Consider the following 23,734-nt stretch of genomic DNA (forward strand, 5'->3'; position numbering starts at 1 on the left):
CTTTTCTTTTTCTGGTTTATTCTGCGTTATCTAAAAAATCTTTTAACCGATCGGTAAACTTATCCAAGAACGATTTTTTTCTTGTTTTGTCATCCGACGTGTTTGAGGTTCTCTCTTCTGGTTCCGGTTGAATATTTGTTGGTTGTTGTGGTGTTTCTTCTATTTCTGGTACTTCTTGCGTTGGAATTTCCTCTTCCACTTCTTCCAGCTCTTCTACCACTGGTTTCAGTTTGTTATTTTCCAATGCTTTCATTACCAAACCTACTGCCGTAGCATATACAGGACTTGCCACATCTGAATCTGAATTACCCGCCAAATGTTCGTTTGGATATCCTATTCTGGTATCCATTCCTGTAATATATTCTACCAATTGTTTTAAGTGCCTTAGCTGGCTTCCGCCACCGGTTAAAACAATTCCCGCAATAAGTTTTTTCTTTTGTTCTTCATGCCCATAGTTTTTAATCTCTACAAAAACTTGTTCTATGATCTCAACAACTCGCGCATGAATAATTTTTGATAAATTTTTAAGCGTAATCTCTTTTGGCTCTCTACCTCTTAAACCAGGAATAGATACAATCTCATTATCCTTATTTTCTCCCGGCCAAGCCGAACCAAACTTTGTTTTTAACAACTCTGCTTGCTTCTCTATAATAGAACAGCCTTCTTTAATATCTTCAGTAATTACATTTCCTCCAAAAGGTATTACTGCGGTATGGCGAATGATTCCATCTTTAAAAATGGCTAAATCTGTGGTTCCACCTCCTATATCTATCAAAGCAACTCCTGCTTCTTTTTCTTCCTGACTCAAAACTGCGTTTGCAGAAGCTAATGGTTCTAAGTTGATACCGCCAAGCTCTAACCCAGCACTCTTCACACATCTACCTATATTTCTAATAGACGAAACCTGACCTACTACCACATGAAAATTGGCTTCCAATCTTCCACCATACATTCCAATTGGTTCTTTAATCTCTGTTTGTCCGTCTACTTTATATTCTTGCGGTAAAACGTGTATTATTTCTTCTCCAGGTAGCATCACTAGTTTGTGAACCTGATTACAAAGTGCTTCGATATCTGAATCATCGATCACGTCATCAAAACCAGGCCTGGTTATATAATCACTATGCTGTAAACTACGAATGTGTTGCCCTGCAATACCTACTACCACATCTTCAACTTCTATCCCTGCCGCACTTTCTGCTTCTTGTACTGCTTGCTGAATAGATTGAATAGTTTGAGTAATGTTATTGACAACACCTCTGTGAACGCCTAAACTTTTAGACTTGCCGATACCTAAAATCTCAATCTTTCCATATTCATTTTCGCTACCAACCATTGCCACGATCTTCGTGGTTCCTATATCTAATCCTACTGCGTAATTTTTGTGTTCCATACTTTATTTTTTGGTGCACACTACTTGATTGCCGTATTTTAAGTTCACCCAGCTATACTGATCTAAACTTTTATCTTTAAGCGCCTTTTGATAAAAGGCTTTTAGTTTCTTTATTTTATATTTCAAGTTGGTCTCGTCACCCAACATAACTTCAAAATCATCTGAACGCATTCTTAAAAAATATCCTTTTGGAGCAATTTTTACTCCTACAATATTTTCCTTTAAAAAATCATCCTGCGCTATTTCGCGAACGATTTTAAAAACTGATTTTTGATTGTCTGCAGTGATTTTACCTTCTACCAACGGAACTCTTGCCGAGTGATACTGCGACAAAGGCATCAATTCACCTTCATCATCTATGTAAAATGATGACTTACCAACTACTCTTGCCAAAGGCTTTCTTTGCTGAACAATTGCTTTAAGTTCCCCACTTACAGAAACATACACATCTGCCTTTTTCACCATTTGGTTATTAGACAGAATACGCTCTAATTTATTCAAATCTAAACCTTCTTTTGTTACATTCGTAACATTTTCGTGACTTTGTACCAACAATTTATTAACAGCCTCTTCCGTTATAAAAAGGTTTTGATCTCCTGCAAATGTCACTTCAACATCCTTAAGATTTCTACGTTGATTTCTTCCATCAGAAAAAGCAAAGAGCGAAAAGAAAAGCACCAACGCAACTACAATTTGTATGTATGGTTTTAACTTTTTCATGCAAATGCTTTTTTGATTCTTGAAACCTCATTTCCTATATCTCCAGCTCCGGCCGTAACCAAAACTTCTAATTCTTTTTCTTTTAAAATTGAAATCAATTCTTCTTTAAACACTACTTTTTTACAGTCGTTTTCAATCTTAGAAAGTAACCATTGAGAAGTGATCCCAGCAATTGGTTCCTCTCGTGCAGGATAAATATCTAACAGCAATACTTCGTCAAACTTTGATAATTCTCTTGCAAACTCATCAGCAAAATCTTTGGTTCTACTAAACAAATGTGGTTGAAAAACTAACGTCACTTTTTTTCCTGGATACATTTCTCTTACTGCCTGATGTAGTGCCGCTATCTCTGTTGGATGGTGTGCATAATCATCTACATACACCAAATTCTCCTTCTGAATTTGATATGTAAACCTGCGCTTTACACCTTTAAACGTTTTAAGAGCATTTACGAGGCGACCGGTTTTAGGGGACTTTATCTGAGTCGCCATCGCAAATGCCACTAATGCGTTTAACAAATTGTGTTTCCCAGGTTTGTTAAACTCTACACCAGAGAATGTTTCTATTGGTGTAACCAAATCAAAGCAGTAGGCTCCGTTTTGTATTGTGATATTTTTGATACAGTAATCGGAATCATCTTCCAACCCGTATGTATAGCCACTTAAAGCCAAACCACTTTTTACAAACAACTTACCCCCCGGTTTTATTTTTGTTGTAAACTCTTTAAACGAATCTACTATTCCCTGTTCATCTCCATAGATATCTAAATGATCTGCTTCTACAGAAGTGATACACGCCACATCTGGCGACAGCTGTAAAAACGATCTATCGTATTCATCTGCTTCTACTACAGAATACTCGGTTCCTGAAGAAATGAAATTGGTATTATAGTTTTCTGAAATACCTCCTAAAAATGCTGTTACACTAGCTCCACTTTCATATAACAAATGGCCTAAAATAGCCGTAGTTGTAGTTTTTCCATGAGTTCCGGCAACAGCCAAACAAAAAGAATTCTTGGTTATAAAGCCTAATACTTCTGCTCGCTTACACACTTGAAAACCTTCATTTTTGAAGAAATTGAGTTCAGCATGCGTTTTAGGAACTGCCGGCGTAAACACCACTAAAGTATTTTCAGGATTTTTAAATTCTTCAGAAATTTTAGCAATTGAATCTTCAAAATGCACAGGAATGTTTAATTCCGATAACATTTCTGTTACATCAGATGGCGTTTTATCGTACCCAGCTACATTCTTTCCATTCATATGAAAATAACGAGCAAGATTTGACATTCCGATTCCTCCGATGCCGATAAAATAAACGTTATGTACTGTATCTAAATTCAATTCAACAATTGCTTAATTTCTTCTACAATATCTTTTGTTGCGTTTGGTAACGCTAATGTTTTTATGTTTTCTGAAAGTGATTTTTGATAGGTTTCATCAGTGATCAACGTATCGAATTTGGTTTCAAATTCAGTATCAAGTTCAGTTTCTTTAATTAAAATAGCCGCATTTTTTTCTGCAATAGCTAAGGCATTTTTGGTTTGATGATCTTCTGCCACATTTGGTGACGGAATGAAAATCGTAGGTTTTCCCACAATACAAAGTTCACTTACCGAACTTGCTCCTGCTCTGGAAATAATTACATCTGCCGCTGCATAAGCTAAATTCATTTCTTTTACAAATGGTAAAACTTGTACATTTTCATTAGCATTATACTTTTCATATTCTGCAGCATACAATTTTCCACATTGCCAAAGAATTTGAACACCTTGTTGCTGAAAGAAATTCAATTCTTTTTCTATCAATTGATTGACTCTTCTTGCACCTAAGCTACCACCAAGAATCAAGACTGTTTTCTTTGTTGCATCCAAATTGAAGAATTGTAATGCTTCAGTTCTTTTGCTATCCACTTCTAACAAATCTTGACGTACAGGATTTCCTGTTTTCACGATCTTTTCAGCTGGAAAAAATCGATCTAATTTATCATAAGCAACACAAATTTTCTTTGCTTTTGCTGCCAACATCTTGTTGGTAATCCCCGGAAACGAATTTTGCTCTTGCACTACACAAGGCACTCCTGCCGATGCCGCCATTTGCAATAACGGTCCGCTTGCAAAACCTCCGGTTCCCACCGCCAAACTAGGCTGAAAACGCTTTACTATTTTTCGTGCTTTCCATAAACTACACATGAGTTTAACTGGAAATAATAAATTCTTTAACGTTAGCTTTCGTTGTAAACCGGCAATCCACAAACCTTCGATTTTGTAACCAGCTTGCGGCACTTTTTCCATCTCCATTTTATCCTGAGCTCCTACAAACAAAAATTCAGCATCAGGAAACTGACGCTTCAACTCGTCTGCAATGGCAATCGCCGGATAAATATGTCCGCCGGTTCCTCCTCCTGATATAATAAACTTATAATTGCTCACTTAAAACTTCTAACGGATTTAATTCATCTTCGCCTTCATTTAACAAAGACGATAACTCTTCTTGCTCTTTTACTTCTTCTCTTTTTGCACTTACACTTAACACGATTCCAAGTGCCAAACACGTCATCCAAATAGAGGTACCTCCACTACTAATCAATGGTAATGTTTGTCCTGTAACCGGAAATAATTCTACCGCTACCGCCATATTGATAAATGCCTGAAAAACTATTGGCATTCCAACTCCTATCACTATCAATTTACCGAAAACAGTATCTGATTTTTGCGCTACAATGACTATTCTAAACAATAGAAATAAATAACTCAACAATAATATTGAAGCGCCAATCATGCCATATTCCTCCACGATAATTGCATAAATAAAATCGGAACTAGATTGTGGCAAAAAGTTTTTCATAACACTTTTACCAGCCCCAACACCTGCAATTCCACCTGTTGCAATGGCTATTTTTGCTTTTTCTATCTGATAATCTTCCATGGTATCGCTACCATCAGAAAAATTTTCAATTCTACTAATCCAAGTATCTACACGGTTTGGAAAAACTCCTGGAAATGCTTTCGCTGCCAAAATGAATATTGTTAAACACAAAACTCCAGCACCCACAATTCCCGCTAAATATTTGATAGGATATCCACCTAAAAAACACAACACACAAACCATGAAAAATATAATGGCTGTTGTAGAAAAGTTAGCTGGTAAAATACAAGCTAAAATCATTCCTACCGGCAACCACAATGGAAGCAGACTTTCTTTAAAAGTCACTTCTTTATCTTTATTTTTTGCCAAATATCTTGCTACATACATCATAATCACTACAAAGGCGAGCGTAGACGTTTGGAACGACATCCCAACAATTGGAATACGAATCCAACGAGCCGCATTAGCTCCTCCAATAGTAGTTCCTTGCGCAAGGGTAACCACAAGCAATACAATCACCAAAGGCACCAATAAGATTGAAATACCTTTAAAATATCTATAAGGAATTTTGTGTATTGCGTACATGATAATCACACCTAAAAGCAATAAAAAGGCATGTTTCAGCAAATATCCTATAGTGGTTCCTGTACCAACAACATACACCAAGTTGGTACTAGCACTATAGACCGGTAAAAATGAAAACAAGCCCAGCAAGGCAACCACTGCCCAAATAGCTTTATCTCCTTTTACGTTTTTAAATAATTGCTGCATTTATAATATTCTCTTATAAATTTCTAACTGCTTCTTTAAATTGTCTTCCGCGATCTTCGTAGTTTTCAAAAAGATCAAAACTTGCACACGCTGGCGATAACAAAACGTTATCTCCTTTCTCAGCAATTTTGTATGCTATTTTCACAGCATCACTCATAGAAGTAGTTTCTACAACCACATCTACCACTGCTCCAAAAGCATCAATAATTTTAGCATTGTCAAGTCCTAAACAGATAATTGCTTTTACTTTTTCTCTTACCAATGGCATTAAGGAAGCATAATCATTTCCTTTATCTTGCCCACCAACAATCCAAACTGTTGGCGATGTAACACTGTCTAAAGCAAAAAAAGTAGAGTTAACATTGGTAGCTTTTGAATCGTTAATGTATTGTACATTTTGAATTTTCAATACTTTCTCCAACCTATGTTCTACACCCTGAAACGTCTCCATACTCTCTCTAATCGTCTGCTTTCTAATCTTCAACAACTGCGCAACAGTAGAAGCCGCCATGGCATTCTTGGTGTTGTGCTTTCCTTCTAACGCTAATGTGTCTTTTGACATGGTAAAAACTGAATTATCTATTTTTGTTATAATATTTTCTTGTTGTAAAAACGTTCCTTGTTCTAATTCTTTTTCTATTGAAAATGGAAGCAGCGTTGCTTTCACTTTATGCTTACTCAACCAATCAGAAATCACTTCATCATCTGCATCGTAAATCAAGAAATCCTCTGAAGTTTGATTCATTGTGATCTTGAATTTCGCTTCGATATAATTTTCAAATTGATAGTTATATCTATCCAAATGATCTGGCGTAATATTTGTGATTACTGCAATGTGCGGTTTGAAATCATGAATATCATCTAACTGAAAACTACTAATCTCTAGCACATAGGTATCAAAATCTGCTTCAGCAATCATTTGCGCAAAACTGTCACCAATATTCCCTGCCATTCCTACATTCAATCCGCCATTTTTCAGGACGTGATTGGTAAGCATGGTTGTAGTGGTTTTTCCGTTACTTCCGGTAATTCCCACTAGGGTCGCATTGGTATACTTCGAAGCAAACTCTATTTCTGAAACAATTGGAATTCCCGCGGTACGAATGGCTTTCACCATAGGTACTTTGTCTGGAATCCCCGGACTTTTCATTACCAAATCTGCCGCTAGGATTCCCTCTTCAGAATGCTGAGATTCCTCCCATTCAATATTAAAATTTGTAAGAGCGTTTTTATATTTTTCTTTAATAATGCCTTTGTCTGAAACAAAAACATCAAAACCTTTTTTCTTTCCTAAAATGGCAGTTCCTACACCACTTTCGCCACCACCAAGCACTACCAGTTTTTGCATTTATCGAAGTTTTAAGGTTACAATGGTTAACACTGCCATTAAAATTCCGATGATCCAAAAACGAGTTACTATTTTACTTTCATGATAGCCCTTCTTTTGATAATGATGATGCAATGGAGCCATGAGAAAAATTCGTCGGCCTTCGCCATATTTCTTCTTGGTGTATTTAAAATAACTCACCTGAATCATTACCGATAAATTCTCTGCAAAAAAGATGGCGCATAGTAATGGAATCAATAATTCTTTACGAATAGCAATTGCAATTACTGCAATGATTCCGCCTATAGTTAAACTTCCTGTATCGCCCATAAATACTTGAGCAGGAAATGTATTGTACCACAAAAATCCAACGAGCGCCCCAGCAAATGCCGCTATAAATACGGTGATTTCACCCGCTCGAGGAATGTACATGATGTTTAAATAATCTGAGAAAATGATGTTACCAGAAACCCAAGCAAACACACCTAGTGTAACAACCATAATAGCCGAAGAACCTGCAGCAAGTCCATCAATTCCATCCGTTAAATTTGCTCCGTTTGAAACGGCTGTCACAATAAAAATGACTATTGGAATGAATATCAACCAAGCATAATCTGCTAAATCATCGCTCATCCAAGTTAAGATACTTGCGTAATCAAACTCATTATTCTTTAAAAATGGAACTGTAGTTTTGGTAGATTTTTCAGCTTGATAAAAGCGAGCTGCATTATCATCTGAAGTTGTAGTATTTTCTTCAATCTGAACAATTTCATCCGCAGGTAATTTTTGACGCATCAAAACACCCGGATGAAAATAAAGCGTAACACCAACAATAACTCCGATTCCTATTTGTCCTGCAATCTTAAATTTCCCTTGTAAACCTTCTTTATCTTTTTTGAAAACTTTTATGTAATCATCTACAAAACCAATAACCCCCATCCAAACGGTGGTTGCAATCAATAAAATGGTGTACACATTATCCAACTTTGCGAATAACAATACCGGAATCAACGTAGCTCCAATAATAATTAAACCTCCCATGGTTGGCGTACCAGCTTTTTCACTTTGACCTTTTAAACCAAGATCGCGTACTGTTTCACCAATTTGAAGTTTTCTAAGATAATCGATCACTCGTTTACCGTAAATGGTAGATAACAACAAGGAAAAAATAATAGCCATTGCCGCTCTAAAAGAGATATACTGAAACACTCCCGCGCCTGAGAGATTGTATTGTTTGTCTAAATAATCAAATAAATAGTAAAGCATTGGTCTTTATTTATCCAGCTGTTTTAATAATTCTTTCACGACTTTTAAATCGTCAAAATCTGTTTTCACTCCTTTGATTTCCTGATAGGTTTCGTGCCCCTTTCCGGCAATCAAAATAATATCGTTTGGTTCCGCCATTTGACAAGCCGTTTTTATTGCTTGTTTTCTATCTAAAATGGATATCGTTTTCTTGAAATCGGTTGGTTGCACTCCCGTTTCCATTTCGTCTATAATGGTTTGCGGGTCTTCATTCCTAGGATTATCCGAAGTAAAAATGGCTTTTGAACTTTTGCTTGCTGCAATATTTGCCATTTTTGGTCGCTTTGTTTTATCTCTATTCCCTCCACAACCCACAACGGTGATCAGATTCTCATTCTTAGTTCTGATATCGTTAATAGTTCCTAACACATTGTCTAAAGCATCTGGCGTATGCGCATAATCTACAATAGCCGTAATGTTGGTTTCTGAAACTATATACTGAAAACGCCCGCTCACACTTTCTAACTCACTTACCAAGCGTAAAGCTTCCATTTCTTCCAACCCTAATAAATCTGCTGTTGCAAAAATTGCCAACAGATTGTATGCATTGAAAGAACCGATTAACTTAGACCAAACTTCATTGTCTTCAATTTTCATTAATAATCCTGAAAATTGATTCTCTAAAATTTTAGCATTGTAATCGGCATATGATTTTAAAGCGTATGTTTTTTTATTGGCTTTGGTGTTTTGCAACATTACCAATCCGTTTTTATCATCAACATTTACCAATGCAAAAGCATTTTTTGGAAGTTGATCAAAAAACGATTTTTTCACATCTCTGTATTCCGCAAAAGTTTTATGATAATCTAAATGATCATGAGACAAATTGGTGAAAATTCCACCAGCGAAAACTAATCCGGCGGTTCTACGTTGATGAATTCCGTGTGAACTTACTTCCATAAAGCAATATTCAACCCCGGCATCATTCATCATTTGTAAATATTTATTGATGCTAATAGGATCTGGCGTTGTATGCGTTGCAGGAAATTCTTCATCTCCTACCAAAACTTTTACCGTTGAAAGTAAACCAACTTTAAAACCAGCTTTGGTAAATAATTGATGTAGCAAAGTAGCAACAGTAGTTTTACCATTTGTCCCCGTAACGCCAACTAATTGTAAATTTTCAGATGGATTTCCAAAAGCATTAGAAGCCATTATAGCTAGTGCTTTGTGAGAATCTGCCACCTGAACATAGGTTACGCCATTCACCATGACTTCTGGTAATTTTTCGCAAACTACAGCAACAGCCCCTTGGTTCACTGCTCTTTCTATAAAAGCATGACCATCTGAAACAGTTCCTTTGATAGCTACAAAAACATCGTCTAACGAAACTTGACGGGAATCAAAATGCAATTGATTTACTGGCACAGCAGTAGCACCCGAAACCGCTTCGATACTTACTTTATACAATATGTCTTTCAACATCATCATGATAATGTGAGTACTATTTTTTTGTTAGACTGAATCATTTCTCCTGCTTGAACCGACTGATTGGCAACTTTTCCGTTTCCTTTAACTTCAACTTGTAAACCTAAATTCTCAAGAATAGAAATTGCATCCATACCTACCATTCCTTTTACATTTGGAATAGTTTTATATTCGGTTTGAGCTTTTTTATAGTAATCTTCGTAATTCGCGAGAGTCTCTTCGTTCACCTTGTTGAGATCATCAATAGTATCAATCAAAGGAGAACTGGTATAAATTTTTTGAGCTACTTTTTTAAACACAGGCCCCGATACATCTGCTCCGTAATATCCTATACTCTTATCCGGTTCATGAATCACCACAATACAAGAATACTTTGGATTGTCTGCCGGAAAAAACCCAGCAAAAGACGATATATAATTTAGCTTGCTTTTATCTCTATAATCTTTTTGACAAGTTCCTGTTTTACCAGCCATTGAAAAGTTTGGAGAATACAACCTGTGACCCGTTCCGTGATCTTTTTCAACAACATCTTTCAGCAACTGTTTTACTTTATCTACAGTTTCTTGCGAACAGATTTTGGGATTAATTACTTCCTTATCAAATTTTGAAACTGACTTATTCCACTCCTTCACCTCTTTAATCAAACGCGGTTTTACCATTTCGCCATTATTGGCAATAGCGTTGTAAAACGTTAAGGTTTGCAACGGCGTAATTTTAACTCCATACCCAAAAGCCATCCATTCCAAAGCAATACCACTCCAGTATTTATCTCCCGGATGTGGAATTCTAGGAGTTCCTTCTCCTTTAATAGATAAACCCAAAGGCTGCGCCACATTCATAGCATCTAACCGATTCACAAAACGTTTTGGATCATCCGAAAACTTTTCGTGAATTGTTTTTACAATTCCGGTATTAGAAGAAACTTGAAAAGCTTCGGCCAAAGAAATTTTTCCGTAACCACCATGATGTGAATCGCGAACCGATTTACCATAATATTTAATTACACCTTTTTCGGTATCTACCATATAACTGGTATCCACAACTTTCTCTTCAAGAGCAGCAGTTACTGCCATTAATTTAAACGTTGAACCAGGTTCATGTGCTTCTCCAACAGCATAGTTTTTCTTTTCATAATATGATCCGTCACTAGAACGACCAAGATTTGAAATGGCTTTGATTTCTCCGGTAGCCACTTCCATCACCACTACACTTCCATGATCTGCTTTGTATTTTTCAAGTTGTTCCAGCAATGCATGGTGGGCGATATCTTGAATACCTATATCAATCGTTGAAATAACATCGTAACCATCTCTTGGTTCTACTTCATTATTATCATTGATAGGTTTCCAAAGACCTTTTGCTATTTTTTGTTTCCAGCGGTGACCAACTTCTCCATCTAAGTATGCTGCGCAAGATTGCTCTAAACCAACAGGTTTCACAACTCCGTCACTGGTCATTCTGTAATACCCAATACTACGTTTTGCAATAGAACCTAACGGATATTCTCTCACGGTACGTTGCTCCGTAATTACACCTCCTTTATATGCACCAAGATTGAAAAGTGGAAAATTTTTCAATCTCATGTATTCTGAATAACTTAAATTTCTAGCAATCAAATAATAGCGGTTTTTATTCCTCCTCGCCTTACGTAATCTTTGTTGTAAACCAGCACTATTTTTTCCAAGCATCTTTCCTAAAGAATCGGACAATGCTTTGACATGTTTTTCGAAATTTGCGTTGGAAGAAGTAACCGCATCAAAATGGACATCATACCTAGTAACCGAAGTTGCCAGTAAACTTCCATCATCGGAATACAGATTACCTTTATTTGGTTGAATTGTGAAGTTTTTAACGGTACGTTGTTCTGCAAGCTCGCGGTATTTAGCGCCGTCAACAGTTTGGATAACTATCAACTTTACAAACACAGCCATAGCTAGCAAAAACATACATCCTGCTACCACGTACAATCTGTTCACTATGCTTTTATCGGTTACTGCCATGTACTTGTTACTTCACTCTTATTTTCTTTGGCGGATTTTCTGAAGGAGCTAATCCCATATCCGCTACTTTTTCTCCTACTTTTGATTCTAATTTTAGTTGTTGCAAGCGAGATCTGGTATCTACAAACTCACTTCGCAACTCTTGCACTTGCTCATTCATTTTTGCTATGAGATGCACTTTTTGATCTGCACTGTGCGAACTGCTAATCATAACTACGGCGAGCAGCGATATAAACAACATAAAACGCCAGGTTTTACCAGCTTCTCTACTAATAAGAAACTTACCTTTTAATATGTCTAACAACCCGTTTTTCATACACGTTCTGCTATTCTAAGTTTTGCACTTCTAGCTCTGTTATTTTGACTTATTTCTTCTGCTGAAGGAACAATTAAACCTCCTACCTTTTTAAAAGGAACATCCACATTACCGTAGAAATCTTTTTCAGCATGCCCTTCAAACTTACCATCTCTAATGAAGCGTTTTACCAAACGATCTTCTAAAGAATGATAACTTATCAAACTCAATCTCCCGCCTTCATTTAAAAGATCTGGAGTTTGCAATAAGAATTCTTCTAAGACTTCCATTTCTTGATTTACCTCAATACGAATTGCCTGGTAAACCTGTGCTAAAATTTTATTCTCTTTATGTTTTGGTAAAAACCTTGCGATCACCTGTTTCAGTTCTGCTCCTGTTTTTATTGAATTTTGCAATCTTGCCGCTACAATGGTTTTTGAAATTGCGTAGGCATTTTTCAATTCACCATATACCGAAAACATTTTTCGCAAATCTGCCTCGTCATATTCGTTTATCACTGTAAAAGCCGAGATCTCACTTTGCTGATTCATTCGCATATCTAAATCTGCATCAAAACGTGTGGAAAATCCACGCTCCGCTACATCAAACTGATGCGATGACACACCGAAATCTCCAAGTATTCCATCTACTTTTTTGATTCCATGAAATTTCAAAAAACGCTTGATATATCTAAAGTTTTGACTCACCAACATAAACCTATCATCTTCCGGAACATTTGCTAACGCATCTTCATCTTGATCAAAACCAATCAATCTACCATTTGACCCCAATCTTTTCAATATTTCTCTGGAATGACCACCGCCACCAAAAGTCACATCAACGTACACACCATCTTCTTTGATAGCGAGCCCGTCAACAGTTTCTTTTAACAATACCGGATTATGATAATTCGTCTCCACCTATATCTCCCATTACTTCTTCGGCCAATTCTGCAAAGTCACCTGTTGCATCATCAATAGCCTGTTCATATTTCTCTTTATCCCAGATTTCAATGATATTCACCGCAGAAGAAAGAACAATCTCTTTTGAAATTCCTGCGAACGTCACCAAATCTTTCGGAATTAAAAATCTACCTGTAGCGTCTACTTCCACTATTTTAACACCGGCAGTAAACCTTCTAATGAAGTCGTTATTCTTTTTATTAAAGCGATTAAGTTTTCCAATTTTTAGCATCATTGCATTCCATTCTTCCATAGGATACAATTCCAAACAATTTTGAAAAACGGCACGTTTAACGACAAATCCATGCTGAAGCATAGGCGCAAGTTGACCTTTTAATGCGACAGGAAGCATTACCCTTCCTTTCGTATCTGCCTTACACTCATATGTTCCGATGAAATTAGTCACGACAACTCACCTAAATTGATAGTTTTTTCAAATATATGGAATAATTTACCACATTTTACCACTTACTACCACTTTGTTGATAAGTTTTGCCTTTTCTTAACTTTCTCCAATCAAGAATCAGTATCTCAAATGGTTACCTGATGTAACCTCACAAATACAGAGAAGATTTACAAACATTGATTTCACAAAAGCTTTTTTTCAAATTTACACAGCAGTTTTATTGAATTACTTATATTTGTTTCTTCGAAAAACAGGAACGTTAATGTTAAAGAACGTAAAGAAAGAAGGTAAATACAGTTACCTTGAAATTGGAGAGGGACAACCTATTATCATTTTACACGGTTTAATGGGCGGTTTGAGTAATTTTGAAGGCGTAACTGATCATTTTTCAAAAAAAGGTTATAAAATTCTGATTCCAGAATTACCTATTTATACCATGCCCCTCATAAAGACTACCGTTAAAAATCTTGCGAAGTATTTAGAAAACTTCATAGAATTTAAAGGTTTAGATAAAGTAATTCTTTTAGGAAATTCCTTAGGAGGACATATAGGATTGTTACACACAAAACTTTTTCCACATAAAGTAAAATCACTAGTAATTACAGGTAGCTCAGGGCTTTATGAAAGCGCTATGGGTGACGGTTATCCAAAAAGAGGAGATTACGAGTTTATAAAGAAGAAAAGTGAGGACGTTTTTTACGATCCAAAAGTAGCTACAAAAGAAATAGTAGACGAAGTTTTTGCTACTGTAAATGACAGAACAAAACTTGTAAAAACACTTGCTATTGCAAAAAGTGCTATACGCCACAACATGGCAAAGGATTTACCTAACATGCACACTCCAACTTGTATTATTTGGGGGAAAAACGACTCTGTAACCCCTCCAAATGTTGCAGAAGAATTTCATGAATTGTTACCAGATTCTGAATTGTATTGGATAGATAAATGTGGGCACGCACCTATGATGGAACACCCGCTTACATTCAACAAAATGCTGGATGACTTTTTGACTAAACGAGGATTCTAAATTTATGGATATTAAGAAAGCCGAATTTATCATCAGTAATACTGATGTTTCTCGATGCCCAAAGGAGCAATTGCCGGAATATGCTTTTATAGGAAGATCAAATGTTGGAAAATCTTCTTTGATCAACATGCTTACCAATCGCAAAAGCTTGGCTAAAACTTCGGGAAAACCCGGAAAAACGCAGTTGATCAATCATTTTAAAATTAATGATGAATGGTTTCTAGTAGATTTACCTGGCTATGGTTATGCTAAAGTCTCTAAATCTACAAAGAAGGTCTTTCAAAAATTTATCACCGCTTACTTTGAAAAGAGACTACAATTGGTTTCGGCATTTGTCCTAGTAGATTGCAGACACGAACCACAACCTATAGACACAGAGTTTATGCAGTGGTTAGGTGAAAATCAAATTCCGTTTTCCATCATATTTACCAAAGGAGACAAGTTAAAGCCGGGAGCTCTGGAACGTAATGTTCAGAATTACTTGGACACGCTTACTTCTGAAGTTTGGGAAGAAGCTCCCAATTACTTCATTACTTCTTCATCAAGTGGATTAGGGAAAGATGAATTACTCAATTACATCGAAGACGTAAACGAACAAATAAAAAAAGGCTGAAAAATTAATTTTCAGCCAAAAATTCGTTCATCAATTTATCTACGTCTTTTACTTTGATATTTCCTTGAGCGCTTAGCACTACAAAGTTTTCATCTCCCTTTATTTTGCAGATCACTTCTTTGATTTTGTTATGTCTTTTATAAAGATACAACTGCACATTTTCACCATTTTTTTTCACGTAGAAAAGTCTTTCGTAACCTTTCGTATTTACAAGATCGTCAAATCTGTGGTTTAGTTCTTCCGCATAATCAGACCCAACAAGCACTCGATATTTCTTTATACCACTTACAACACTTTTAAATTCTTGTAAATCTGATTTATCTACAAACATGTTCACTAAAAAATTACTAGCATTGATGGAGAATGTAATTTCTTCCTCATTTTCTTCTCTAAAGGTATCATAAGGCGTATGACTTGCACAACTTGAAAGAATAATGGCGATTCCGAAGAATAAAAACAGTTTTTTCATAACTATTCGATTTTTTTGATTGCTATATAAACGAGACGAACGTGAATAATTTTTGTGACGGCTAAAATTCAATTTTAACATTAAAAAACTCCAAGAGATTATTAAACTCGCTGTTTCTTCCCTTAAAAATTTCTTAAGAAAACTTCATTAGAATCGGTTTTTTTTAACTTGACCTATTATATATTTTCTATGAAGAGAAGAATTACAATATCTGCAAAAACTATTTTTAAACTGCTAAAAAAAAGTGGAGTTGCTTTTTTAGATGATAAAGGGCTAAAATTAAGTGCTTCTCTTTCATACTACACTACCTTAGCCTTAGCTCCTTTGCTTATTTTAGTAATTTCCATAGTTGGATTCTTCTTCGGAAAAGACGCAGTTCGCGGACATATTTTCTACGAAATAAATAATCTAATAGGCTCTGATGCAGCCTTACAAATTCAAGATATTTTAAAAAACTTGGAATTATCTGGCCAAACAACCACGGCAATTTTGGTAAGTATCCTTACTCTTTTGGTAACTTCTACCACTGTTTTTAGTGAAATTCAAGATTCTATCAATTCCATTTGGAAAGTAAAAGCTAAACCCAAAAAAGGATGGCTTAAAATTGTAAAAGATCGTCTGCTATCATCCTCTCTTATAATAGGTATTGGTTTTTTGATGATGATATCATTACTGATCAATGGTCTTTTGGTTGCTTTGAATGAATATTTAAAATCAATATTCCCAGAAATTACAGTCATTCTTTTCAATGGAATTAATTTGATTATGACATTCGGTATTTTATCATTACTCTTTGGAGTGGTTTTTAAGGTTTTACCAGATGCCTCTATAGAATGGAAAGATGTGAGAGCAGGTTCTTTCTTCACCGCCGGACTTTTCATGTTGGGTAGATATCTTATTTTACTGTACATACAAACCACCGGAACTGGATCGGCTTACGGAGCTGCAGGATCTATCATTGTTTTATTGGTTTGGCTTTATTACACTTCCGCTATTTTATATTTTGGAGCCGAGTTTACTAAATTCTTTGCCAACCTTTCTGGAAAAAGAATTCGACCTTCTGAATATGCGGTGTACGTAAAAAGTGTAGAAGTAGAATTAGATGAAACTGAAGACACTTCTATTTATAAATAATCTTGTACTTTTATAGGTAATGAATCCTATTAAAACCTATAGTAACGTAAACCGTAGCAATCATCAAAAACACTTTGGGATTTCTCGTATGGAAACCATTTATGAGAAAAATAAAGGCAATGTTGATGATCCACATAGACATGAATTTTACACGGTTTTACTCGTAAAAAAAGCAAAAGGTAAACACATTATAGATTTTCAAGAATTTGAACTCACCAATCAACAGGTCTATTTTGTTGGTCCGGGACAAGTTCACCAAGTTATTGAACAAGAAAAGTCTGAAGGATTTAGTATGGTGTTTTCGGTTGAATTTTTACTAGAAAACAACATTCCGCTTTCTTTTATTGATGATTTAAATTTGTTCTATGACTATGGAGAAAGCCCTCCAATTTTACTGAAAAACATCGATTTAGAAAAATTAAGCTTTTTTGCAGAAGAAATGTTTCAGCTAAACTATTCAGAAACACCTTTAAAAGAACAATCTATTGGCGCTTACCTAAAATTATTTCTCATTCACTGTAAAAATTTATGTTCTGTGACTGAAGATAATTTGCAGAAAATTGAAGCAGGAAATCACATTTTAAAAGAATTTAGAGCTTTAGTAGAACAGCATTTTACCAACTGGCATTCTACCACGCAATATGCCGAAGCTTTAAATATTACACCCGATCATCTAAACAGAACCATCAAATCTCTTATTGGAAAAACAGCCAAGGAGTACATTCAATCACGAATTAATATTGCCGCACAACGCATGCTTTTCTTTTCAGATCTTTCTACCAAAGAAATTGGCTATGAGTTAGGCTTTACAGAACCCTCACACTTTAGTGCATTCTTTAAAAAATGCACTGGCACTTCTCCTTCCAAATACAAAAAAGCTCATTAATATCGGATTTTTATAATTCTTTACCGTATTACCATAAGTACTAAATCGCATTTTAGACAGACATTTGTATATACAAATAAAGTAACACACATGGCACCTGAAAAAACTCTAACACCCAATGTACCGCAAATAAAAAATATGCGTATTAAACATTCGGATTATGACGCCATGATGAAAAATACAATTTGGAAAAACTTAAAAAACGAGGAAATGAAAACAATTTATCACGAAGCAGAAAGCAGAGGCCACGCCAACCATGACTGGTTAAATAGTCATCATACATTTAGTTTTGCTAATTACTTTAATCCAGACCGCATGAACTTTGGAGTTCTACGCGTTTTAAATGACGACACCATTAGTGGTGGAACAGGTTTTGGAACCCATCCTCATGACAACATGGAAATCATCTCCATTCCGCTAGAAGGAAATCTTGAACACAAAGACAGCATGGGAAATACGGCTATCATAAAAGAAGGTGATATTCAAGTAATGAGTGCCGGAACCGGAGTTTTTCATAGTGAGTATAACGCAAACAAAGATAAGTCTGGTTCTTTCTTACAAATATGGGTTTTCCCAAACAAAAAGAACGTTACGCCAAGATATGATCAAATCACTTTGAAAAATCAAGATCTAAAAAATCATTTTTCTCAAATTTTATCGCCAAATCCAGATGATGAAGGTGTTTGGATTCATCAAAACGCGTGGTTTCATATGGGAGATTTCGAAAATGAAAAATCTGCTACCTATGAATTGAAAGACAAAACAAATGGTGTATACGTATTTGTTATTGAAGGCGCTGCCGAAATAGATGGCAAAACCTTGAACAAAAGAGATGGTTATGGAATTTATGACACCGATTCTTTCAACCTAAAAGCAATAGAAAATAACACTAGAGTTCTACTTATGGAAGTACCCATGAACATGTAATTCTTAAGTATAACAAAATAATAAATCAGAAAATAAAAATTAAAATCATGGAAAAATCAATTTGGAATTTAGACCCTACACATTCAGAAATCGTTTTTAAAGTAAAACATATGATGATTTCTACAGTAACAGGGAACTTTAAAGAATTTAGTGGTAAAGTAGAAACTACCTCTGAAACTTTTGACGATGCCGTTTTTGAATTAGACATAGAAAGTGCTTCTATTGATACCAATAATGGCGACAGAGACAACCACTTAAAATCTGCTGAATTCTTTGATGCAGAAAACCATCCAAAAATTTCTTTTGTTTCTAAAAATTATACAGACGGGAAATTAGAAGGTGATTTAACTATCAAAGGAGTTACTAAAACTGTTACTTTAGACTTAGACTATAACGGAACTGCAGTGGACCCTTACGGACAAACAAAATCTGGCTTTGAAGCCGTTGGAAAAATCAACCGTAAAGACTTTGGTTTAACATGGAGTGCTGTTACCGAAGCAGGAAATGTTGTAGTTTCAGATACTGTAACTATGTTGATTAACGTTCAATTTGTGAAACAATAAACCACTAATCGCTAAAACAACTCACTTAATCGATAGTTGAATTAAATTAAACTTTTCCGGGAAGCATGAAAATTAAAATTTTATATTTTCGTAACATATTGATTAGGAAAATAACAGCATTTAACCCCGAATTTTAAGAAAATGAACTATCTCCAAAAAGAGTTGGAAGAAATATTACAAATGAACTCCAGTTTCCTGGAGTTCATTAATTCTCCAGATACTCATGCCTATTGGCTTTGGGATTTAGATACATTTTCAGACAAATATTATTCCGATAGTTTCTTCCACTATTTAGGTTACAAAGACGCAGCCAATCTACCCACCGATTTTTGGAAAACTATTATTCACAAAGATGATTTAGAATACTGCTATTTTAGATTAACCAATTATTTAAGCAACCCAAAAGGAGATTTTGATCAAATAATAAGGTATGCCCAAAAAAACGGCAATAACTGTTGGATTAAATGTATTGGGAAGATTGTTTATAATGAAAAGGGAAATCCATCTCGAATGATAGGTATAGTTCAAAACAAAACAAGACTTCAGGATCTTGAAGACTATAAAACCCTTTTGGAAGAAACCAACAAAGCTGCAAAAATTGGATCATGGGAATTAAATTTAATCGAAGAAACTGTTTATTGGAATACAGTTACCAAAGAGATACACGAAACTCCCAGCTCTTTTTCTCCCACTTTTGAAAAAGCATTTTCATTTTTTTCAAAGGAAGAAGATAAAAAGAAACTTACTATTGCATTTAACAAAGCACGTGAAGAAGGATCTTCTATAGATGAAGACGTTATACTAAAAACTGAACAAGGAAAAGAAAAATGGGTACGTGTAATAGGCACTCCATTTTTTGAAGCCGGAAGATGTTATAAAATTCATGGTTTATTACAAGATATAGATCAAACAACAAGAAGTCATATAAAATTACAGCATCAAGAAGAACTTTTCAGAACAACCTTCGAAAATGCTTCTATAGGCATGGCACTTGTGGGCTTGAATGGCGAATGGTTAAAAGTGAACAGTAGTCTTTGTGGTATGCTAGGATACACAGAAGAAGAATTATACGCCACTAATTTTCAAAAACTAACCCATCATGAAGATGTCAAAAAAGATCTAAAATTAGCATATGAACTACTTGACGGAATTAATGACTCTTATGAAACAGAAAAACGCTACTACCACAAAAACGGAAATAGCGTTTGGGCGTCCATTTCTGTTTCTTTGATTAGAAATACTGAGGGAACTCCACTTCATTTTATCTCGCAGATTACAGATATCACTCAGAAAAAACTAGCAGCAGAAAAAGTAGAATCGTTGTTAAATGTAACAACAGATCAAAATAAAAGATTACTTAATTTTGCTCATATTGTTTCTCATAATCTAAGATCTCATTCTGGTAATTTAGCGATGCTTATGGATCTCATGAAAGTAGAACATCCAGAGTTTCAGGAAAACGAATTCATCCCTTTATTACATCAAGCTGTAGACAACCTATCAGAAACTATTCAACACTTAAATGAAGTTGTACTGGTACATACTCAAAACAGAAAAGACATTCAATACTTAAACTTAAGATCTTATATAGAGAAAGCTATCAGTTCTATTAATGGAAATATCTTGGACACAAAGACAACGATTATAAATAGCACTGATACTCATATAGAAATATCATACATACCCGCGTACCTTGATAGCGTATTGCTCAATTTACTAAGTAATGCCATTAAATATAAAAAGCCTAACGTTCCCCCAATCATAGAAATTTCTTCAAAAGATTCTGAAAATTTCCATATCCTCAGCATAAAAGATAATGGTCTGGGTATAGACCTTAAGGCGCACAGTCACAAAATTTTTGGAATGTACAAAACATTCCATTCACATGAAGACGCACGTGGAGTTGGTTTATTTTTAACCAAAAATCAAGTTGAGGCAATGGATGGTAAAATTACTGTTGAAAGCGAGGTTGGTGAAGGAAGTACCTTTAAAGTATTTTTCAAAAAATGAAGAAAATAAATCTAGCTTGTATCATCGACGATGATCCCATTTTTATATTTGGGACAAAAAGAATCATGAAGCTTTCAAACTTTTGCAATGATTATCTTGTTTTCAATAATGGCAGGCAAGCCCTTAATGAATTACAAGAACTTATCAAAACTCAGCAGGATCTACCCGAAGTCATTTTACTAGATCTTAATATGCCTATAATGGATGGTTGGCAGTTTTTAGATGAGATTACAAAAACCGAAATCACTCAACGCGTTACAATTTTTATAGTAACCTCATCTATTGATCCTGAAGACACTAAGAAAGCTAAAACATATAGTCAAATTTCCAACTATATTGTTAAGCCTGTTACCTCGAAGAATCTTCAAAAACTTTTAACTCAGATTTAAATTACTTTTTGATCTCTAACTTTTCAGCAAAGTAATCACAAAAGTCTTTCATGGTTGCTGTCATTTTCTCATCTTGAGTTGCTCTGTAAAACGTATCGGACATAGCAACCAAGGTTTGATGAAAAAATACTTTCATTTCATCTACCGGCATATCCTTCGTCCAAAGATCTATGCGAAGAGTTTCTTGCTGTTTATGATCCCACAAAGACAATAGCATTGCTTTTGCTTCTTCATTATCTACACCACCATCTTCTGCTGTCCAACGAAGTATCTCTGGTATTCTATTCTCATCTAATTCAACCTTTAAGTTGATGTTACTTGTATGTGTTTTTGCCATTATTTTTTGGGTTTGTATTGTGCATTTTTAAAAATTTCTTCCGAAGAAGTGTTTAACATTTGCTGCAAAGATACATCATTGTTTTGCATATAAGAACTAACAATTTGGGCTCCTATAAAAACTCCTAGTCTGCCAGGAGATTCATTATCTACAGGCAAATAAAATTTTGAAAAAGGAGCATTATAAATAAAACGTTCTAACGTCTTAGGCGAAGTATCATATAACAACTCATTTTCTACAAAATATTGCCATATCATAGCTTCGTTCTCTATTGCAAACTCATACTCTTTATTAGAATATTCCATTTTCTCTGCAGAAGTTTTAAACGGAAGTAATTTATCTTCCAAAAACATTTTCTTACCTTGATAAATCATAGAAGCCAAAAAAGTTCTACTATTTGGTGCGGAAACATGTCTTTCAGAAAATGCTCTAGCCACATCTACAATCATGTATTTTGGATCAAGTGTTTTTGATATATATTGCTGAATTCCATCATAAAACCTATGATTTCCACCAAGATATGTATCCAAGGCAATAATTAAAAAATCGTTTGTATAAAATACCTGATTTCTATAATCAACATCTGAAGTAACTGTTACAACCGTTGGAATAGTTTCTTCAGGGAAATAATACTTCACGTGCTGAAAAAACTTTTTCAAAGTTTCCTTTTGATTATCAAAGTTTGGGAATTTGTTTTCCACTTCTGTAAATAGCTCTTGTTGCAACGTATCGGTCATTCTAGCCACCCAAACACTATCAGGAAACTGTTTAGAAAACATATAGGGATACTTTTCTTTTAGCACCGGCAAATCACTTGGTTTAGCTTTCTTATAGTCTAAATCAAATCTTAAAACAGAAAAATCCACAGGAATTGTACTTATTTCTTTTTCGATTTTTGAAGTTTTATTACAAGAAAATAAGAGAAGAAGACATAGTATTGCAGCTATTTTTTTCATAAAGTTTACTTAAAGTTGTGAGGATGAATTGAAAAACATACTCGATTTTCATCTCAAAAAAACTAAATTTGTCGTAAAATTAATGTTATATATCATTAACCAAAGTAAACTTTTCAAATTATGAAAACAAAAGAAGTTATAGACCATATTGTTTCTTGGTTAAAAGACTATGCTACCAACACTGGAATGAATGGATTTGTCATTGGAGTTTCGGGTGGTATAGACTCAGCCGTTACCTCAACACTTTGCGCTAAAACAGGCTTGGATGTTCTTGTACTGGAAATGCCAATTCACCAAGCTGAAAGTCAAATTAGCAGAGCGGTAAACCACATCAATTGGTTACAAAGTAACTTTAACAATGTTCATATGACTAAAGTAAACCTTACTCCGGTTTTTGATAGTCTAATTGAAAGCTTGCCTCCAGTAGACAATGAAGAAGAACGCTTCATGTCTCTTGCAAACACAAGAGCCAGATTGAGAATGTCAACGCTTTATTATTTTGCTGCTCTAGAAAAACGTTTAGTTGCCGGAACAGGTAATAAAGTTGAAGATTTTGGAGTTGGCTTCTATACCAAATATGGAGATGGCGGTGTAGACCTTAGCCCTATTGCGGATCTTTTAAAAACCGAAGTTTATGAACTTGCCAAAGAGCTAGGTGTAAACCAAGAAATTATTGATGCTGCTCCAACCGATGGACTTTGGGGTGATGACCGAACAGACGAAGATCAAATTGGTGCATCTTATCCTGAACTTGAATGGGCTATGCAAATGGATGATGAAGGAAAAACTATTGATGACTTTTCTGGTAGAGAACAACAAGTTTTTGCAATTTACAAACGATTTAATAACGCAAACAAGCATAAAATGGATCCTATTCCTGTTTGCATAATTCCCGAAACCTTAAAATAACCGTATGTTTTTTGACAAATAACAAAAATATTTTTGTTAT

General features: G+C 35.1%; 24 protein-coding genes. 9 read left to right on the forward strand and 15 right to left on the reverse strand.

Annotated features, from left to right (window positions below; translation table 11 throughout):
• Positions 1-16: 16 nt before the first annotated feature.
• From ftsA to mraZ, 12 genes are read right to left on the reverse strand one after another with little or no spacing between them, the layout of a single operon-like run.
• Positions 17-1,393 carry a cell division protein FtsA gene (gene ftsA, locus BM383_RS08655; protein WP_093024736.1) on the reverse strand — a complete coding sequence of 459 codons (1,377 nt, stop codon included), beginning with the start codon at positions 1,391-1,393 and terminating at the stop codon, positions 17-19.
• 3 nt (positions 1,394-1,396) lie between these two features.
• Positions 1,397-2,113 carry a cell division protein FtsQ/DivIB gene (locus BM383_RS08660; RefSeq protein ID WP_093024737.1) on the reverse strand — a complete coding sequence of 239 codons (717 nt, stop codon included), beginning with the start codon at positions 2,111-2,113 and terminating at the stop codon, positions 1,397-1,399.
• The gene (gene murC / locus BM383_RS08665) at positions 2,110-3,456 is read right to left on the reverse strand and encodes a UDP-N-acetylmuramate--L-alanine ligase (protein WP_093024738.1); all 1,347 of its coding nucleotides are present in this window, start codon (positions 3,454-3,456) and stop codon (positions 2,110-2,112) included. Before murC ends, BM383_RS08660 begins: the two co-directional genes overlap by 4 nt.
• Positions 3,453-4,544 carry an undecaprenyldiphospho-muramoylpentapeptide beta-N-acetylglucosaminyltransferase gene (gene murG, locus BM383_RS08670; protein ID WP_093024739.1) on the reverse strand — a complete coding sequence of 364 codons (1,092 nt, stop codon included), beginning with the start codon at positions 4,542-4,544 and terminating at the stop codon, positions 3,453-3,455. The genes murC and murG overlap by 4 nt, the downstream gene beginning before the upstream one ends.
• Positions 4,531-5,751, reverse strand: coding sequence for an FtsW/RodA/SpoVE family cell cycle protein (locus tag BM383_RS08675; protein WP_093024740.1), 1,221 nt, complete (start codon positions 5,749-5,751; stop codon positions 4,531-4,533). The genes murG and BM383_RS08675 overlap by 14 nt, the downstream gene beginning before the upstream one ends.
• 13 nt (positions 5,752-5,764) lie before the next feature.
• Entirely contained in the window at positions 5,765-7,099 is a 1,335-nt protein-coding gene (gene murD / locus BM383_RS08680) for a UDP-N-acetylmuramoyl-L-alanine--D-glutamate ligase (protein ID WP_093024741.1), read from the reverse strand.
• Entirely contained in the window at positions 7,100-8,344 is a 1,245-nt protein-coding gene (gene mraY / locus BM383_RS08685) for a phospho-N-acetylmuramoyl-pentapeptide-transferase (RefSeq protein WP_093024742.1), read from the reverse strand.
• Positions 8,345-8,350: 6 nt separating this feature from the next.
• On the reverse strand, positions 8,351-9,814 hold the full coding sequence (locus BM383_RS08690; protein ID WP_093024743.1) for a UDP-N-acetylmuramoyl-L-alanyl-D-glutamate--2,6-diaminopimelate ligase: 1,464 nt from the start codon (positions 9,812-9,814) through the stop codon (positions 8,351-8,353).
• Positions 9,811-11,811 (reverse strand): penicillin-binding protein, encoded by a 2,001-nt coding sequence (locus BM383_RS08695; RefSeq protein WP_093024744.1) that lies wholly within the window; start codon positions 11,809-11,811, stop codon positions 9,811-9,813. The genes BM383_RS08690 and BM383_RS08695 overlap by 4 nt, the downstream gene beginning before the upstream one ends.
• A 7-nt stretch (positions 11,812-11,818) precedes the next feature.
• A complete protein-coding gene (locus tag BM383_RS08700) occupies positions 11,819-12,127 on the reverse strand; it encodes an FtsL-like putative cell division protein (RefSeq protein ID WP_093024745.1) in 309 nt (102 codons plus the stop codon).
• Positions 12,124-13,026 (reverse strand): 16S rRNA (cytosine(1402)-N(4))-methyltransferase RsmH, encoded by a 903-nt coding sequence (gene rsmH, locus BM383_RS08705; protein WP_093024746.1) that lies wholly within the window; start codon positions 13,024-13,026, stop codon positions 12,124-12,126. Before rsmH ends, BM383_RS08700 begins: the two co-directional genes overlap by 4 nt.
• Complete coding sequence (gene mraZ / locus BM383_RS08710; protein ID WP_093024747.1) at positions 13,007-13,474, reverse strand: division/cell wall cluster transcriptional repressor MraZ; 468 nt, start codon at positions 13,472-13,474, stop codon at positions 13,007-13,009. Before mraZ ends, rsmH begins: the two co-directional genes overlap by 20 nt.
• A gap of 262 nt (positions 13,475-13,736) precedes the next feature.
• Here mraZ and BM383_RS08715 point away from each other — a divergent pair, with 262 nt between their 5' ends.
• Complete coding sequence (locus tag BM383_RS08715) at positions 13,737-14,501, forward strand: alpha/beta fold hydrolase (RefSeq protein ID WP_093024748.1); 765 nt, start codon at positions 13,737-13,739, stop codon at positions 14,499-14,501.
• A gap of 4 nt (positions 14,502-14,505) precedes the next feature.
• Positions 14,506-15,114, forward strand: a complete 609-nt coding sequence (gene yihA / locus BM383_RS08720) for a ribosome biogenesis GTP-binding protein YihA/YsxC (RefSeq protein WP_093024749.1) — start codon at positions 14,506-14,508, stop codon at positions 15,112-15,114.
• Between the two features lie 4 nt (positions 15,115-15,118).
• Here yihA and BM383_RS08725 read toward each other — a convergent pair whose 3' ends face one another.
• A complete protein-coding gene (locus BM383_RS08725; RefSeq protein WP_177229094.1) occupies positions 15,119-15,583 on the reverse strand; it encodes a DUF4252 domain-containing protein in 465 nt (154 codons plus the stop codon).
• Between the two features lie 189 nt (positions 15,584-15,772).
• Here BM383_RS08725 and BM383_RS08730 point away from each other — a divergent pair, with 189 nt between their 5' ends.
• The 6 genes from BM383_RS08730 to BM383_RS08755 all read left to right on the forward strand — a co-directional run bounded on the left by BM383_RS08730 (position 15,773) and on the right by BM383_RS08755 (position 21,492).
• Positions 15,773-16,717 carry a YihY/virulence factor BrkB family protein gene (locus tag BM383_RS08730; protein ID WP_093024751.1) on the forward strand — a complete coding sequence of 315 codons (945 nt, stop codon included), beginning with the start codon at positions 15,773-15,775 and terminating at the stop codon, positions 16,715-16,717.
• A gap of 19 nt (positions 16,718-16,736) precedes the next feature.
• A complete protein-coding gene (locus BM383_RS08735) occupies positions 16,737-17,603 on the forward strand; it encodes an AraC family transcriptional regulator (protein WP_093024752.1) in 867 nt (288 codons plus the stop codon).
• A gap of 210 nt (positions 17,604-17,813) precedes the next feature.
• Positions 17,814-18,530: a pirin family protein gene (locus BM383_RS08740; RefSeq protein WP_093024890.1), complete on the forward strand. Its 717-nt coding sequence runs from the start codon at positions 17,814-17,816 to the stop codon at positions 18,528-18,530.
• A gap of 47 nt (positions 18,531-18,577) precedes the next feature.
• Positions 18,578-19,093 carry a YceI family protein gene (locus tag BM383_RS08745; RefSeq protein ID WP_093024753.1) on the forward strand — a complete coding sequence of 172 codons (516 nt, stop codon included), beginning with the start codon at positions 18,578-18,580 and terminating at the stop codon, positions 19,091-19,093.
• 141 nt (positions 19,094-19,234) lie between these two features.
• Positions 19,235-21,103, forward strand: coding sequence for a PAS domain S-box protein (locus BM383_RS08750; protein ID WP_093024754.1), 1,869 nt, complete (start codon positions 19,235-19,237; stop codon positions 21,101-21,103).
• Positions 21,100-21,492 carry a response regulator gene (locus BM383_RS08755; protein ID WP_093024755.1) on the forward strand — a complete coding sequence of 131 codons (393 nt, stop codon included), beginning with the start codon at positions 21,100-21,102 and terminating at the stop codon, positions 21,490-21,492. The genes BM383_RS08750 and BM383_RS08755 overlap by 4 nt, the downstream gene beginning before the upstream one ends.
• A gap of 1 nt (position 21,493) precedes the next feature.
• Here BM383_RS08755 and gldC read toward each other — a convergent pair whose 3' ends face one another.
• Complete coding sequence (gldC, locus tag BM383_RS08760; protein WP_093024756.1) at positions 21,494-21,829, reverse strand: gliding motility protein GldC; 336 nt, start codon at positions 21,827-21,829, stop codon at positions 21,494-21,496.
• On the reverse strand, positions 21,829-22,785 hold the full coding sequence (gene gldB, locus BM383_RS08765) for a gliding motility lipoprotein GldB (RefSeq protein ID WP_093024757.1): 957 nt from the start codon (positions 22,783-22,785) through the stop codon (positions 21,829-21,831). The genes gldC and gldB overlap by 1 nt, the downstream gene beginning before the upstream one ends.
• A 120-nt stretch (positions 22,786-22,905) precedes the next feature.
• On the opposite strand from gldB, the gene nadE reads away from it, so the two are divergent.
• Positions 22,906-23,694 carry an NAD(+) synthase gene (nadE, locus tag BM383_RS08770; protein WP_093024758.1) on the forward strand — a complete coding sequence of 263 codons (789 nt, stop codon included), beginning with the start codon at positions 22,906-22,908 and terminating at the stop codon, positions 23,692-23,694.
• Positions 23,695-23,734: the final 40 nt, after the last annotated feature.

It is taken from the genome of Pustulibacterium marinum (assembly GCF_900116665.1).
Taxonomy (GTDB): Bacteria; Bacteroidota; Bacteroidia; order Flavobacteriales; family Flavobacteriaceae; genus Pustulibacterium; species Pustulibacterium marinum.